This window comes from Allofranklinella schreckenbergeri, from assembly GCF_003703475.1.
In the GTDB taxonomy this organism is placed as follows: domain Bacteria; phylum Pseudomonadota; class Gammaproteobacteria; order Burkholderiales; family Burkholderiaceae_C; genus Lampropedia; species Lampropedia schreckenbergeri.
In genome coordinates, this window is the sequence record NZ_RDQM01000001.1 from 96,351 (window position 1) to 110,732 (window position 14,382).

The window sequence follows — 14,382 nt, forward strand, 5'->3', positions numbered from 1 at the left end:
CAACAAGAAAAAATACCATGCTGTTTCGGCTTTATAGTAATCAAGTTGAATTTACTTTGATTGATAAAACCCTTTCACCTCAAGCTTCATCCTGCGCCCTCCGCAGGGCAGGAAACAGGATGACGTCGCGGATGCTGCCGCTGTCGGTGATGAGCATCATCAGCCGGTCGATGCCCACGCCGCAGCCGCCCGTGGGGGGCAGGCCGTATTCCAGGGCGCGCACGAAGTCGTGGTCGAAGTACATGGCTTCGTCGTCGCCTTCGTCCTTGGCGCGCACCTGGGCGTTGAAGCGCTCGGCCTGGTCTTCGGCGTCGTTGAGCTCGGAGAAGCCGTTGGCCATTTCGCGCCCGGTGATGTAGAGCTCAAAGCGCTCGGCCACTTCGGGGCGCTGGTCGTTGGCGCGCGCCAGCGGGCTGATTTCGGTGGGGTGCTCCATGATGAAGGTGGGCTGCCAGAGCTTGGATTCGACCACTTCTTCAAACAGCAGCACTTGCAGCGAAGCCAGCGAGCGGGTGGAGAGTTTGTCGTCCTTCTCGCTCAAGCCGGCCCGGGTGAGCGCGGCGATGAGCCAGTCGCGGCTGTTCACGTTGCCGCCGCCAGCGCCTTCGCAATGGCGCTCAATGGCTTCGCAGATGGTCATGCGGGCAAAGGGCTGGGCCAAGTCCACGGCCTGGCCCTGGTAGTGCAGTTGCAGGCTGCCCGCGGCTTTTTGCACGGTGGCGCGGATCAGCGCCTCGGTGTAATCCATCACATCGCGGTAGTTCCACCACGCGGCGTAGAACTCCATCATCGTGAACTCGGGGTTGTGGCGCACGCTGATGCCTTCGTTGCGGAAGCTGCGGTTGATTTCGAAGACGCGCTCGAAGCCACCCACGATCAGGCGCTTGAGGTACAGCTCGGGGGCGATGCGCAGGAACATGTCCTGATCGAGCGCGTTGTGGTGGGTGACGAAGGGCTTGGCATTGGCGCCGCCGGGGATGGGGTGAAGCATGGGCGTTTCCACCTCCAGAAAGCCGTGCTCGACCATGAAGGCGCGCATGCCCGACAGCGCCTGGCTGCGCTGCACAAAGCGCGCGCGGGTGGTTTCGTCGGAGATGAGATCGACGTAGCGCTGGCGGTATTTCAGCTCCTGGTCGGCCACGCCGTGGTGTTTGTCGGGTAGCGGGCGCAGGCTTTTGGTCATCAGCCGCAGACGATCGACCTTGACGGAGAGCTCGCCCGTCTTGGTTTTGAACAGCTCGCCCTCGCAGGCGATGATGTCGCCCAAGTCCCAGCGTTTGAAATCGGCATAGACCTGCTCGCCCACGCCATCGCGGGTGATGTAGGCCTGGATGCGGCCCGTGCCATCCTGCACGGTGGCAAAGCTGGCCTTGCCCATCACGCGCTTGAGCACCATGCGCCCGCCAATGGCCACGCGCAGGGCTTTTGCCTCCAACTCAGACGCGGGCGTGTCGCCGTGCTGGGCATGCAGGCTGGCGGCGCGGGCATCGGGCTTGAAGTCGTTGGGAAACACGGGCTGGCCCGTCTGGGCGGCCGCAGCGCGCAACGCGTGCAATTTTTCGCGGCGCTCGGCAATCAGCTTGTTTTCATCTTGGGGGGCTGCTTCGGCAGCAGGGGTGTGGTGCTCGGACATGGCCTGGAAAAAGAAACAAGGGCTGCATCCACCGCAGCCCCGAGAGCCTGGCCCGCACAAGGGTGCGCACAGGCCCTGACATCGATAAACAAGAAAGAAGGGGGCGATTCTAGAGCGTGTTGCGCGCCCTGCACTGCCCCGCGCTGGCGGCCCCGGCTCAGCATGGGCAGAGGCAGGGGCATTTTGGGCACCGCTGCGACGACGGCGCCCCACCACTTAATTTACCAATCAATAGAAATTCAACTTGAATACAATCATGCCGAAATAAGGGTATTTTTATTCCTATTGATTTGTAAAAAACTCACCCTCCAGCCGCGATCGGATTGGCGGCGAAGCGGTAGCCTACGCCGCGCACGGTTTCGATCATGGGGGCGGCGTGCAGCAGGGCTTCGCGCAGGCGTTTGATGTGCACGTCCACCGTGCGTTCTTCGATGAAGACGTGGTCGCCCCAGACTTTGTCCAGCAGCGCGGCGCGGGTGTGGACGCGCTCGGGGTTTTGCATGAGGTAGTTCAGCAGCTTGAACTCGGTGGGGCCGATTTTCAGCGGTTGGCCGCCGAGCATGACGCGGTGCGCGGCGGCGTCCAGGTGCAGGCTGCCGATTTGCACGGCATCGCCCGCCTGCTCGGGGGCGCGGCGGCGCAGCACAGCGCGGATGCGCGCGAGCAGCTCCTGGATGGAGAAGGGTTTGGTGAGGTAGTCGTCGGCGCCGCTGTCCAGGCCGCAGACTTTGTCGGCCTCGTCGCTGCGGGCGGTGAGCATGAGGATGGGCACGGCGCGCGAGCGCGTCTGGCGGCGCCATTTGCGCGCCAGCTCCAGGCCGGTTTGGCCGGGCAGCATCCAGTCCAGCAGGATGATGTCGGGCAGGATGGCGTCGATCTCGCGCTGGGCGGCGGCGCCGTCTTCCACGCAGATGGGTTCGTAGCCGTGGTGGCGCAGGTTGACGGCGATGAGTTCGCTGATGTCCGCCTCGTCTTCCACCACCAATACGCGCAGCTTGCTCATGGGGCCTTGCCTTCTCGCTTGCGGGGTGGACTTAGCCGATGGCCGATTGCACGTCTTCGACGGTGGTGTGGCGCACGTCCTTGCCTTTGACCATGAAGACGATCAGCTCGGCGAGGTTTTTGCTGTGGTCGCCAATGCGTTCGATGGATTTGGCCAGGAACAGCAGCTCCATGCTGGCGGAGATTTTGCGCGGGTCTTCCATCATGTAGGTGACGAGCTTGCGTGTGTAGCCTTCAAATTCGCGGTCGATCTGGTCGTCGTGCTTGAGGATGCCGACGACGTCGCTGACATCGCGGCGGGCAAAGGCGTCCAGGGCGCGGCGCAGTTGGGCGGCGGCGAGTTCGCCGGAGTATTTCAAGTCCAGCGTGGGCAGGTTCAAGGTGGCGTGCTTCTCGATGACGGTTTTGATCATGCGGCCCATCTTGTTGGATTCGTCGCCAATGCGCTCCAGGTTGGAGGTGGCTTTGGAGATGGCCAGCAGCATGCGCAGGTCTTTGGCGGTGGGCTGGCGCGTGGCGATAATGGTGGAGAGGTCGGCATCAATGGCCACGTCCAGGGCATTGACGCGCTGCTCCAGTTGTTCGATGCGCTCGGCAGCTTCGATGTCCATGTGGCTGAGGGCTTCGATGGCGTATTTGATTTGCGATTCGACCAGGCCGCCCATTTCCATGATGCGGGCGGAGACGGCGTTGAGTTCGGCCTCGAAGTGCGAGGAGGTGTGTTGGTCTGGCATGGTTGCTTGTTCTTTCTTTTGGGGTGCGAAGTGCGAAGGCAGATGCAGGGCTTGACGGGCATCGGCCCAATCAGCCAAAGCGGCCGGTGATGTAGTCCTCTGTCTCGGTGCGCTGGGGTTTGACGAACAGCTCGTTGGTGGGGCCGAATTCGATCAGCTCGCCCAGGTACATGTAGGCGGTGTAGTCGCTGCAACGCGCGGCTTGCTGCATGTTGTGGGTGACGATGACGACGGTGTATTCGTCTTTGAGCTCCTCGATCAGCTCCTCGATTTTGATGGTGGAGAGCGGATCCAGCGCCGAGCAAGGCTCGTCCAGCAACAGCACTTCGGGCATGACGGCGATGCCGCGCGCAATGCACAGGCGCTGCTGTTGCCCGCCCGAGAGGCCGGAGCCGCTTTGGTGCAGCTTGTCTTTCACCTCGTTCCACAACGCGGCTTTGCGCAGCGCGCTTTCGACGCGATCGTCCATTTCGGATTTGGAGAGGCGCTCGAACAGGCGCACGCCGAATGCCACGTTGTCGTACACGGACATGGGAAACGGTGTGGGCTTTTGGAACACCATGCCCACACGCGCGCGCACCAGCGCAACGTCCAGGTTTTTCGCCAGCAGGTTTTGCCCATCAAGCAGGATTTGCCCTTCGGCGCGCTGCTCGGGGTACAGCTCGAACATGCGGTTGAAGGTGCGCAGCAAGGTGGATTTGCCGCAGCCGGAGGGGCCAATGAAGGCGGTGACTTTTTTCTCCGGAATATCCATGCTGACGTTTTTGAGCGCATGGAATTTGCCGTAATAGAAGTTGAGGTTTTGCACCGCAATTTTGGCTGGCTCTTGCGGTTTGATCATGGCGGTCGTCATGGTGTGATGCCTTTTACTGGTCTGCTATCGGTCATTTTTTGTGGCGCGTGAAATAGCGCGCCAGGATGTTCAGGCCGAGCACGGCCAAAGTGATGAGAAACACCCCCGCCCACGCCAGTTGCTGCCAGTTCTCGTAGGGACTCATGGCGAACTGGAAGATGACCACGGGCAAGCTGGCCATTGGCTCGCTCATGTCCGTGCTCCAGAACTGGTTGTTCAGCGCGGTGAACAGCAAGGGGGCGGTTTCCCCGGAAATGCGGGCCACGGCCAGCAGCACGCCGGTGATGACGCCCGACTTGGCCGCGCGCAGCGTGACCATGGAGATCACCTTCCACTTGGGCGTGCCCAGGGCGTAGGCGGCCTCGCGCAGGCCGTTGGGCACCAGCATCAGCATGTTTTCCGTCGTGCGCAGCACCACGGGCACCACGATCAGGCCCAGGGCCATCGCGCCCGCATAGGCGGAAAAGCCCTTGAACTGCGCCACGGCGATGGCATAGACGAACAGGCCAATGACGATGCTGGGCGCAGAGAGCAAGATGTCGTTGACAAAGCGCGTCACCGACGCCAGCCAACCCTTGGGGTTGAACTCGGCCAGGCTAATGCCGGCCAGGATGCCAATGGGCGTCGCCACGAAAGTGGCCAGCGCCACCATGACGAAGGAGCCGTACAACGCATTGGCCAGCCCGCCCGCGGTATTGGGCGCGGGGGTCGATTGGGTGAAGGTGGCGGCGCTCAAGCCCCCCAGGCCCAGATACAGCGTTTCCCACAAAATCCACAGCAGCCAGAAGACGCCAAACGCCATGGCCGCCAGAGACAGCGCAATGGCCACCACATTGATGCGCTTGCGCTTGCGGAAAAGCCGCTCACGCTCTTGCTGCGTGCCTTTTTTCATCATGGGCTTGGCCGCTGTTGAAGCTGGTTGCGTCATGCTTTTTTCCCTTCATTTTTTTGCAGGTGCAGCAGCATCAGCTTGGAGAGCGCCAGCACGACAAAGGTGATGAAAAACAGCAAGGCCCCCAGGTAGAACAGCGACGCCTGGTGCAGCCCTTCGGCCGCTTCGGCAAACTCGTTGGCCAGCGTGGCCGTGATGCTGGAAGACGGGTCGAACAACGACGCCGACAGTTGCGCCACGTTGCCGATCACGAAGGTCACCGCCATGGTTTCGCCCAGCGCGCGGCCCAGCCCGAGCATGATGCCGCCCACCACCCCGGCTTTGGTGTAGGGCAGCACCACCTTCCACATCACCTCCCAGGTGGTGGAGCCCAGGCCGTAGGCCGACTCTTTCAGCAAAGCGGGCGTGACTTCAAACACATCGCGCATCACCGAGGCGATGTAGGGAATGATCATGATGGCCAGGATGACGCCCGCAGGCAGCAGGCCAATGCCCATCGGCACGCCATCAAACAACGCGCCCAGCAAGGGCACGCCGCCGAACACGGCTTGCAGCGGTTTTTGGAAATATTCCACCAGGATCGGCCCAAAGACCATCAACCCCCACATGCCATAGACGATCGAAGGCACAGCCGCGAGCAATTCGATCGCCGTGCCCAAAGGACGCTTGAGCCAGGGCGGCGACAGCTCCGTCAAGAACAGTGCAATGCCAAAGCTGACGGGCACGGCAATCAGCAGCGCGATAAACGAGGTCGCCAGCGTGCCGTAAATCATGGAAAGGCCGCCAAACTGCTCCATGACGGGATCCCACTCCGCATCAAAAAGAAAGCCCAGGCCAAATGCCTTGATCGCGGGCCATGCAGAGATCAGCAAAGACACCATGATGCCCGCCAGCACCACCAGCGTCAGCACGGCGGCGCCTTGGGCCAGGACGCCAAAAACCAGATCGGGAACCTTGTTGATCTTGCGCTCGGGGGGCTGGGCGCTCCCTTGGGGGTGTGCCTGCTCGGGGCGCAGGGTATTGGGGGGTGTGGTGGTAGTTGGCATTGCCAGGACTTCAGACATAGGGCCAATCCCTTGGGTATGGTGGTCGGTCAAAGACGCAGCCAAGGGCGATAACGTGGGCATACCCCACGCTATCGCCCTTGGCAAATGGCCTTAGTTCCACTGGATCGCGTTACCAGAAGCGTCCTTGATCGCTTCAGACCATTGCTTGCGGATCATGTCCTTGACGCTTTGCGGCAAGGCAACGTAATCCAGCTTGGCCGCGGCGGCATCGCCGTTTTGGTAGGCCCAATCAAAAAACTTCAGCGCCGCTGCCGCTTTGTCAGCCTTGTCTTGCTTGGCGTGCATCAGGATGTAAGTCGTCGTCGTGATGGGCCAGGAAGCCGCGCCGGGCTTGTTGTTGAGCACTTGGTAGAACGAGTTTTGCCAGTCGGCGCCTGCGGCCGCAGCCTTGAACGACTCTTCGCCGGGGTGCACGAACTGGCCGTCCTTGTTTTGCAACTGCGCGTAGGAAATCTTGTTTTGCTTGGCGTAGGCATATTCCACGTAGCCAATGGAGCTGGGCAGGCGGCTGACAAACGCGGCCACGCCTTCATTGCCCTTGCCGCCAGAGCCGGTGGGCCACTTCACGGCCGAGCCTTCGCCCACCTGGGTTTTCCAGGCCTCGCTGACCTGGCTGAGGTAGTTGGTAAAACCAAACGTCGTGCCCGAGCCGTCCGCACGGCGCACCACGGCGATCTTGTCATCTGGCAAGGCCAGATCGGGGTTCAGCGCCTTGATCGAAGCGTCGCTCCACTTCTCGATCTTGCCCAGATAGATATTGGCCAGCACCTCGCCGGTCAGGCGCAGCTTGCCCGGCTCCACCCCTTTGATATTGACCACCGGCACGATGCCGCCAATCACCGTCGGGAACTGCACCAGCCCTTTGCTTTGCAGCACATCGTCCTTGAGCGGCGCGTCGGAAGCGCCGAAATCCACCGTCTTGGCTTCAATCTGGCGCAAGCCTGCACCGGAGCCGACGGATTGGTAATTGATGCGCACCTGGGTTGCGGCGTGGTAATCGGATGCCCACTTGGCATACACCGGAGCGGGAAAGCTCGCTCCCGCGCCATTGACATCCTGCGCAGCCACGGCGCCAACGGTTGCAGCCATCGCACAAGCGGCTACGGCACGGAAAACAAATCGATTCATGATGGGCCTCTTTCATCAGATAGGTCAGATGGACACATTCGCAATGTAAGAGACGTTTATGACGGCTTGATGACAACCCGACACAAAAGAGACGCATGGGAGAGCGCCCCAATGCGCAACCGGGACACAAACACCCCATCTTCAAACCAAAGGAAAACGACAGCGAGTCCCAATTTGCCGAAAAAAGGCAATAATTTTGCCTATTGATTTAAAAAATCAAGGCAACGCAATCACTCAATGAGGCCACCCGTCGCGCTGCCGGCCTGCTCGATCAGGTTTTTGAAGGCGTCCAGATCGCCCACGCTGCGATACACGCTGCCATAGCGGATGTAGGCCACCTTATCCAGCTCTTGCAGCTCACGCATCACCGCTTCGCCAATCACGCGGGTGTCAATCTCGCGCTTGCCCAGTCCCAGCAAATGCAGCTCAATGCGGGCGATGGCGTCGTCCACATCCTGGGTTTTCACGGGGCGCTTGCGCAGCGCCAGGTTGATGGATTCGCGCAATTTCTGCTTTTGGTATTCAACGCGGCGTCCATCGCTTTTCACCACGGCGGGCATCATCACTTCAGCCCGCTCATACGTGGTAAAGCGCCTGTCACAGGCACTGCATTGCCTGCGCCTGCGGATGCTGGTGTTGTCATCCGCCAGGCGCGTCTCGACGACCTGGGTTGCCTCGCTTGCGCAAAAGGGGCATTTCATAGGTCATCGTCCCGTTGTGCCATCCGTTCCAGCAGGAAGGGGCAGGTCAACCGTAAACAGGGAAACGGTACGTCAGCTCATGCACCTTCTCACGCACCCGGGCAATGTGGTTGGCGTCGCCGGGGTTGTCCAGCACATCGGCAATCAGGTTGGCGGTGATGAAAGCTTCCTCATCCTTGAAGCCGCGCGTGGTCATGGCGGGCGTGCCGACGCGGATGCCGCTGGTGACCATGGGCTTTTCCGGATCTTTCGGAATGGCGTTTTTGTTCACCGTCATGTGCGCCTCACCCAGCACGCGCTCGGCTTCCTTGCCGGTGATGTTCTTGGCGCGCAGATCGATCAAGGCCAGGTGGCTTTGCGTGCGGCCGCTGACGATGCGCAGGCCGCGCTCGGCCAGCACGTTGGTGAGAATGTTGGCGTTGCTGAGCACCTGCTGCTGGTAGGTCTTGAAGGCGGGCTGCAAGGCCTCCAGGAAAGCCACGGCCTTGGCGGCGATGACGTGCATCAGCGGGCCGCCTTGCAGGCCGGGGAACACGGCGCTGTTAATGGCTTTCTCGTGCTCCTGCTTGCACAAAATGATGCCACCGCGCGGGCCGCGCAGGCTCTTGTGGGTGGTGGAAGTCACCACATCGGCATGCGGCACCGGGTTGGGATACACCCCAGCTGCAACCAGACCCGCATAGTGGGCCATGTCCACCATGAAAATAGCGCCCACGGCCTTGGCCACTTTGGCAAAGCGCTCGAAATCGATGTGCAGGCTGTAGGCCGACGCACCGGCAATGATGAGCTTGGGCTTGTGCTCATGCGCCAAGCGCTCCATCTCGTCGTAATCGATCTCCTCCTCCTCGTTGAGGCCGTAAGGAACAACGTTGAACCATTTGCCGCTCATGTTCAGGGGCATGCCGTGCGTCAAATGTCCGCCCTCAGCCAGATTCAAGCCCATGACGGTGTCGCCCGGTTTGAGGAAGGCCAGGAACACGGCCTGGTTGGCCGAAGCCCCGCAATGGGGCTGCACGTTGGCCGCTTCCGCGCCGAAGAGCTTTTTCACCCGTGCCAGCGCCAGTTCCTCGGCAATATCCACGTACTCGCAGCCGCCGTAATAGCGTCGACCGGGGTAACCCTCGGCGTATTTGTTGGTCAACTGCGTGCCTTGCGCCCACATGACGGCGGGCGAGGCATAGTTTTCGCTGGCGATCAACTCGATGTGCTCTTCCTGGCGCTTGTTCTCAGCCTGAATGGCGGCGAACAACTCGGGGTCGATCTGTTCGACCAGCAAATCGCGTGGGTACATGGTGACAATCCTTGAGGGGAAACAAAACTACAAGACCGCCTCGCATCACAGCAGAGACGGTCTCTTGCAACGACATGCCAGCCTCTAACTAAGAAGAAGAGCCTGGCGCGGGGGCGCTAGTGTAACGGACTTGTTGCCGCTCACTGTGTGGCCTGCGGCGCGGCGCCTTCAGCGCCGGAATGGGCCAGCAGCTGCGCATGGCTCTTGCCTTTCTCGACCAACGCCGCAAGATCGCCCAGCGCCGCATCCACCGGCTGAATCTTGGAGCCTTGCGCCTGCGCGGCCTGCTTGGCCAGCGCTTTGCCGACATGGAGCTGTGGCTCGCCCGAGCGCTTGGCTTGCGCCAGCTTGAAGTCGCGCGAGAGCACCTTGGCGGAATTGCGCGTGGCTTCTTTCAAATCCTCGTGCACGGCCAGCACTTTGCTGGAATAGCCTCCGTCGTTAGGCAGTTTGGCCGCACCCACGTAGCACACCAGGCCCGCCTGCACACCGCCAAAGCGGGTGATGCAATCTTTCAAAATCAGCGAGCCGACTTGCATATTGCTGACCGGATCAAAAGCGGCCAACGTACCGCCAAAGTGCTGGTACTTTTCTTCGTGTACGCGCGTCATCACCTGCATCAGGCCCTGCGCGCCTACCGAGCTTTGCGCATAGGGGTTAAAGCGCGACTCAATGGCCATGACCGACAGGATGAGCTTCGGATCCAGCCCGCGTTTTTCCCCTAATTGGTACGCCTGGGCGACCAAGGCCCCCAAAGGCTCTGGCGCGACCTTGTATTTACGGCTCAGCCAGAACACGGCGGCGGCCTGCTCCTCTGTCAACTCCAAAGGATCGACGGCAGTGACGCGATCCAGCGCAGCAGGCTCAATGTCCAGCGAGGCGGCCGCCACTTTGCGTTCGTACAAACGGTCGTACAGCCATTGCTCGCCTTGCGCCAACAAATCGGGGTGGCTATAGGCTGCCAGCGCCAGCGATACCGCCAACGCGCCAGCCAAGATCAATGCATGCTTTGCCAGGGAAGCCACACCTTGCGCCGCAAAGCGCAAACCCGTAACCAACATGGTGAGAAAAGACATTTGTTCTCCATTGGGCGGCTGTGCCAATTCAGCCGCCGCTATTTCTTTTGAGCTGCACGCCACACCAGGGGCTTGCAGTTTGGCATAGGGGCTTCAAAAACCCACATCGCAGGGAATTTCAACTGCTCCAGCTAGCGAGCTTAAAAAAACGCCCTCGTTTCTCGAGAGCGCATCCAAGTCGTCATGTTGCAGTGCACAAAAACAATGTGCGAGCCGCATTCTGCGATTTTTCAAATAGCCGTCAAGACTATTTTTCAAAACTTTAATTCACAAAAGGAATAAAGATACATTTAAAACCCGCAAGGTTTCGCAAGAGCATCTTCTAACCTTATGTTTTTTCCTTCATTTCTCCAAAAGCACAAAAAGTTACGCTCTTGAACAATACACGGCGCTGCGCATCCGCCGCAGTGCGGTTTTTTCACGTCAGTTGGGCGCTGCCTCAGCCGTGCGCCATAGCGCCTGGCCGCCACAATCCTTATCCAGCCCCTGCAAAACCGCCTCATGCGCAGCCAGCTCGTCAGCGTTGGCATACACCACATCCAGCACGACGGCGCGCAGGTCGATTTGCGGCGTTTCCGCCACCACCTCCTCCTTTTCGCTTTCCGCCGTTTCATCCAGCAGCAAGGCGTTTTGGCCGCGCGTGAGGTGCAAATAGGCTTGCGCCAGCAGCTCGGAGTCCAGCAACGCGCCGTGCAGACTGCGGCTGGACGTGTCAATGCCAAAGCGGTCGCACAGGGCATCCAGCGAGTTGCGCTTACCGGGGAAGATGGTGCGCGCCAGCAGCAAGCTGTCGGTAATGGATTGCACATGGCTGGCCAGCGGCGCCTGGCCGGCCAGCTTCAGTTCGTTGTCCAGAAAGGCCACGTCAAAGGCCGCGTTATGGATGATGAGCTCAGCGCCAGCGATGAAATCCAGGATTTGCCCAACGCAGGCTTCAAAACGCGGCTTATCGCTGAGAAATTGCGACGTGATGCCATGCACGCGCAGCGCGTCGGGGTGGCTCTCGCGATCCACCTTGAAATACAAGTGCAAGTGGCGGCCTGTGAGCTGGCGATTGACCAACTCCACGCAACCCAATTCGATGACGCGATCACCCTCGGCGACGGACAGGCCCGTCGTCTCCGTATCCAGAATAATTTGACGCATAGCGGCTTTGCGGTATCCAAAATGACAAGCGCAGCAGGGTAGCACGGGTGCGCCGCCAAGAGGCTGCTGCGCCCTGCCCTGGCGTTGTCAGCACTGCTTATGCCGCTTTGCCATCAACCCCCGCAATGCTTTCGATGTGCTGCGCCAGGCACCAAAAGCACACGAAATTGACCGACAACGGCGATCAGCGCGCCCCAGGCAACCGCCCCGCATCGGCCACCACCACACGGCGCGCGCCGTTGAAGCGCGATTGCCAATAGGCTTTTTCCATGCTCTCGACACGGATGCGCGAGCCAGCGCGCGGCGAGTGGATGAAGCGCCCCTCGCCAATGTAAATACCCACGTGGCTGTATTGGCGGCGCATGGTGTTGAAGAACACCAGATCGCCGGGCTTGAGCTCGGATTTGCTGATCTTCGTGGTCGCATGCGCCTGCTCCACGGCGCGGCGCGGCAAGCGCAGGCCCACGGAGCGCTCGTACAAAGAGAGCACGAAGCCGCTGCAATCAAAGCCGCCTTCCATCGAGCTTTTGCCATAGGAATAGGGCTTGCCCAAATACCCCATGGCCGTGAGCACCACGTCGGACATCATCAACGTCTGCTCATCAAACAGGCGATTCTGGGCTTTGCCGCCCAAGCCATAGCTGCTCTGCCCTTGCTCCAGCGCGTAATTAGGCTGCTGCGGCAGCGCCAAGGCTTCGGGCTGGCCCGCTTCAGGCAGGCGGCGGTTGGTGAACAGCAACTGCCGCGCACCCATGAAATGGCCCAAGGCGTCAGCACTGCCCACATCTGCGCCCTGCGCTGGCGCTGCACGGCTTGCGATAAAGCCGCTCAACGCATCGCCCGCTTCGCTCCCAGGGCTGGCCTGCGCGGCGGAGAACACAAGGGGCAATGCCATGCCCACACAGAGCGAGCCCAAAAGCGACCGAGGGATAAAGCGATAGCGATTCATGAATCAAGCGTTGCACAGCAGCTAAACAAAGAGGCGAGGAGTTTCGCGTAAGTCCTTGATTTTGGCAAGAACTATAGCCTCTCCATCGCCCCGGCGCAGAAGCGTTGCATTTGAACACAAATACTTCAGCTTGCACACAAAGAAAATGTAAATGCCATTGCTTTCTCACAAAGACTCCTTGGCGCAGCGCTTGAACCCCCAAATAATTACAAATCATCAAGCAACAAAAAATACATTTTTTGGCAAATACATAAATAGTTCAATTTTCTTATGATTTAGATAATCGAAGTATTGTGCCAAACTGTTCTAAGATCGCCGCCCTCACCGACTGCAAAACCCGCCCATTCACACAAACCGACAGGAGACACCCCATGCTCATGCACGCCGAAGATGCCCAACTGGTACTGGTGGACTACCAAACACGGCTCATGCCCGTCATTGCCCAAGGCGAGCAGGCGCTGGCCAATGCCGTGCTGCTGGGCAAGCTGGCCGCGCTGTTTGACGTGCCCTGCTGGGGCACCGAGCAAAACCCCACGCGGCTGGGGCCCAACGCGCCCGAGGTCAAGGCGCTGTGCCGTCAGACGATTTCCAAAATGCACTTTGGCGCCTGTGCCGAACCGGCCCTGGTCGAAGCGCTGCGCCCCGCCCCGCCCGCGCCCAGCGGCAATGCGCGCAGCCTGCCCAAGCATTTGCAAAAGCCGCGCGTGCAAGCGCCGGTGCGCGAGCAAATCGTCATCGCGGGCTGCGAGGCGCATGTTTGCCTGCTGCAAACGGCGCTGGGTTTGCTGGAGGAGGAGTTCGAGGTTTGGGTGGTCACCGATGCATGCAGCTCGCGCACCGAGCGTAACCGCGACGCCGCTTTTGACCGCCTGGCCGCCGCTGGCGCCGAGCTGGTGACGACTGAAATGGTGGCCTTTGAATGGTGCGCCTCGGCCGAGAACCCGCGCTTCAAGGAGATGCTGGCGCTGGTCAAGTAAGCGCTTGCGCCAAGCCTTCAGCGCCTGTGCCAGGTGCAGTGCGGCATCGGCGCCGCACCTGGCCAAACGATCAAAACAAATCAAAGTGAAATCAATTTCAATACCATCATGCCAAAACACGGCATTTTTGTTTCTTTTTGATTTGCAATAAAAACAGGCGGCGCACCACAATCGCCCAGCACGGCGCTGCGCCGCCAGGCTTTGGCCCTGCCCGGGCAGGCCGCGAAAGCAGGAATTGGGCTTTTCCCGCTTCAAGACCCCTGCTCCAGCCTGCACAATGGCGCCCTTTGCGAACAAGGTGGTGGGTTGCCGCCCAAAGCGGGAGCGCTGTTCCGAGCCTTGATGCCAGCGGGCAGCGGCTTGCCCAGCCCCAGCCAAAACGAGATCACAGCGCGCCCTGGCGCGCTTTTTTCAGGAGATTTAACGCATGTTGATAAAAAGCCAGAAAGACTTTTTCTCCGGCTTGCTGTTCACCACTATCGGCGTGGTTTTTGGCATAGGCGCCAAGAGCTACACCATCGGCACGGCCGCGCGCATGGGGCCGGGCTACTTTCCCCTGATGCTGAGCGTGTTGCTCGCGGGCATGGGGGTGCTCATCATGCTTTCGGCCATTTTGCGCAGGCATCGCCCGCTCAATGGCGACCCCATCGGCCCCTGGGCCTGGCGGCCGCTGTTTTACATCCTGGCGGCCAACTTCGCTTTCGGCATTTTGCTGGTGGGCCTGCCCGCGCTGGGGATTCCGTCTTTTGGCCTGATGGTGGCCATTTATGCGCTGGTGCTCATCAGTGGCCGCGCCGCTTTCAATGCGTCGCTCAAATCCAGCCTGATCCTGGCCACGGTGCTGGCGGTGGGCAGCTACGTGGTGTTTATCAAGAGCTTGGGCCTGGTGCTGCCAGTCTGGCCCAGCTTCCTGGTCGGTTAAGAAGGGGCGCG

General features: G+C 60.4%; 14 protein-coding genes. 2 read left to right on the forward strand and 12 right to left on the reverse strand.

Annotated features, from left to right (window positions below):
- Nucleotides 1-79: 79 nt before the first annotated feature.
- From lysS to EBQ26_RS13175, 12 genes are all read right to left on the reverse strand, one after another.
- Nucleotides 80-1,633, reverse strand: a complete 1,554-nt coding sequence (gene lysS, locus EBQ26_RS00420) for a lysine--tRNA ligase (RefSeq protein WP_122237058.1) — start codon at nucleotides 1,631-1,633, stop codon at nucleotides 80-82.
- A gap of 301 nt (nucleotides 1,634-1,934) precedes the next feature.
- The gene (gene phoB / locus EBQ26_RS00425; RefSeq protein ID WP_122237059.1) at nucleotides 1,935-2,636 is read right to left on the reverse strand and encodes a phosphate regulon transcriptional regulator PhoB; all 702 of its coding nucleotides are present in this window, start codon (nucleotides 2,634-2,636) and stop codon (nucleotides 1,935-1,937) included.
- A 31-nt stretch (nucleotides 2,637-2,667) separates the two neighbouring features.
- Complete coding sequence (gene phoU / locus EBQ26_RS00430) at nucleotides 2,668-3,369, reverse strand: phosphate signaling complex protein PhoU (RefSeq protein WP_122237267.1); 702 nt, start codon at nucleotides 3,367-3,369, stop codon at nucleotides 2,668-2,670.
- A gap of 70 nt (nucleotides 3,370-3,439) precedes the next feature.
- Entirely contained in the window at nucleotides 3,440-4,222 is a 783-nt protein-coding gene (gene pstB, locus EBQ26_RS00435) for a phosphate ABC transporter ATP-binding protein PstB (RefSeq protein WP_122237060.1), read from the reverse strand.
- Nucleotides 4,223-4,253: 31 nt separating this feature from the next.
- Nucleotides 4,254-5,117 carry a phosphate ABC transporter permease PstA gene (gene pstA / locus EBQ26_RS00440; RefSeq protein WP_238944067.1) on the reverse strand — a complete coding sequence of 288 codons (864 nt, stop codon included), beginning with the start codon at nucleotides 5,115-5,117 and terminating at the stop codon, nucleotides 4,254-4,256.
- Between the two features lie 29 nt (nucleotides 5,118-5,146).
- On the reverse strand, nucleotides 5,147-6,178 hold the full coding sequence (gene pstC / locus EBQ26_RS00445) for a phosphate ABC transporter permease PstC (RefSeq protein WP_238944035.1): 1,032 nt from the start codon (nucleotides 6,176-6,178) through the stop codon (nucleotides 5,147-5,149).
- A gap of 93 nt (nucleotides 6,179-6,271) precedes the next feature.
- Nucleotides 6,272-7,309 (reverse strand): phosphate ABC transporter substrate-binding protein PstS, encoded by a 1,038-nt coding sequence (gene pstS, locus EBQ26_RS00450; RefSeq protein ID WP_122237062.1) that lies wholly within the window; start codon nucleotides 7,307-7,309, stop codon nucleotides 6,272-6,274.
- Nucleotides 7,310-7,539: 230 nt separating this feature from the next.
- Nucleotides 7,540-8,010 (reverse strand): transcriptional regulator NrdR, encoded by a 471-nt coding sequence (gene nrdR, locus EBQ26_RS00455; RefSeq protein ID WP_122237063.1) that lies wholly within the window; start codon nucleotides 8,008-8,010, stop codon nucleotides 7,540-7,542.
- A 46-nt stretch (nucleotides 8,011-8,056) separates the two neighbouring features.
- Nucleotides 8,057-9,301 (reverse strand): serine hydroxymethyltransferase, encoded by a 1,245-nt coding sequence (gene glyA, locus EBQ26_RS00460; protein ID WP_122237064.1) that lies wholly within the window; start codon nucleotides 9,299-9,301, stop codon nucleotides 8,057-8,059.
- A 140-nt stretch (nucleotides 9,302-9,441) separates the two neighbouring features.
- Nucleotides 9,442-10,377 carry a lytic transglycosylase domain-containing protein gene (locus EBQ26_RS00465; RefSeq protein ID WP_122237065.1) on the reverse strand — a complete coding sequence of 312 codons (936 nt, stop codon included), beginning with the start codon at nucleotides 10,375-10,377 and terminating at the stop codon, nucleotides 9,442-9,444.
- 423 nt (nucleotides 10,378-10,800) lie between these two features.
- Nucleotides 10,801-11,523 (reverse strand): DNA polymerase III subunit epsilon, encoded by a 723-nt coding sequence (gene dnaQ / locus EBQ26_RS00470; protein WP_122237066.1) that lies wholly within the window; start codon nucleotides 11,521-11,523, stop codon nucleotides 10,801-10,803.
- A gap of 184 nt (nucleotides 11,524-11,707) precedes the next feature.
- Complete coding sequence (locus EBQ26_RS13175; RefSeq protein WP_390614150.1) at nucleotides 11,708-12,418, reverse strand: C40 family peptidase; 711 nt, start codon at nucleotides 12,416-12,418, stop codon at nucleotides 11,708-11,710.
- Between the two features lie 425 nt (nucleotides 12,419-12,843).
- On the opposite strand from EBQ26_RS13175, the gene EBQ26_RS00480 reads away from it, so the two are divergent.
- On the forward strand, nucleotides 12,844-13,449 hold the full coding sequence (locus EBQ26_RS00480; protein WP_122237067.1) for an isochorismatase family protein: 606 nt from the start codon (nucleotides 12,844-12,846) through the stop codon (nucleotides 13,447-13,449).
- 427 nt (nucleotides 13,450-13,876) lie between these two features.
- Nucleotides 13,877-14,371: a tripartite tricarboxylate transporter TctB family protein gene (locus EBQ26_RS00485; RefSeq protein ID WP_122237068.1), complete on the forward strand. Its 495-nt coding sequence runs from the start codon at nucleotides 13,877-13,879 to the stop codon at nucleotides 14,369-14,371.
- The last annotated feature ends 11 nt before the right edge of the window (nucleotides 14,372-14,382 follow it).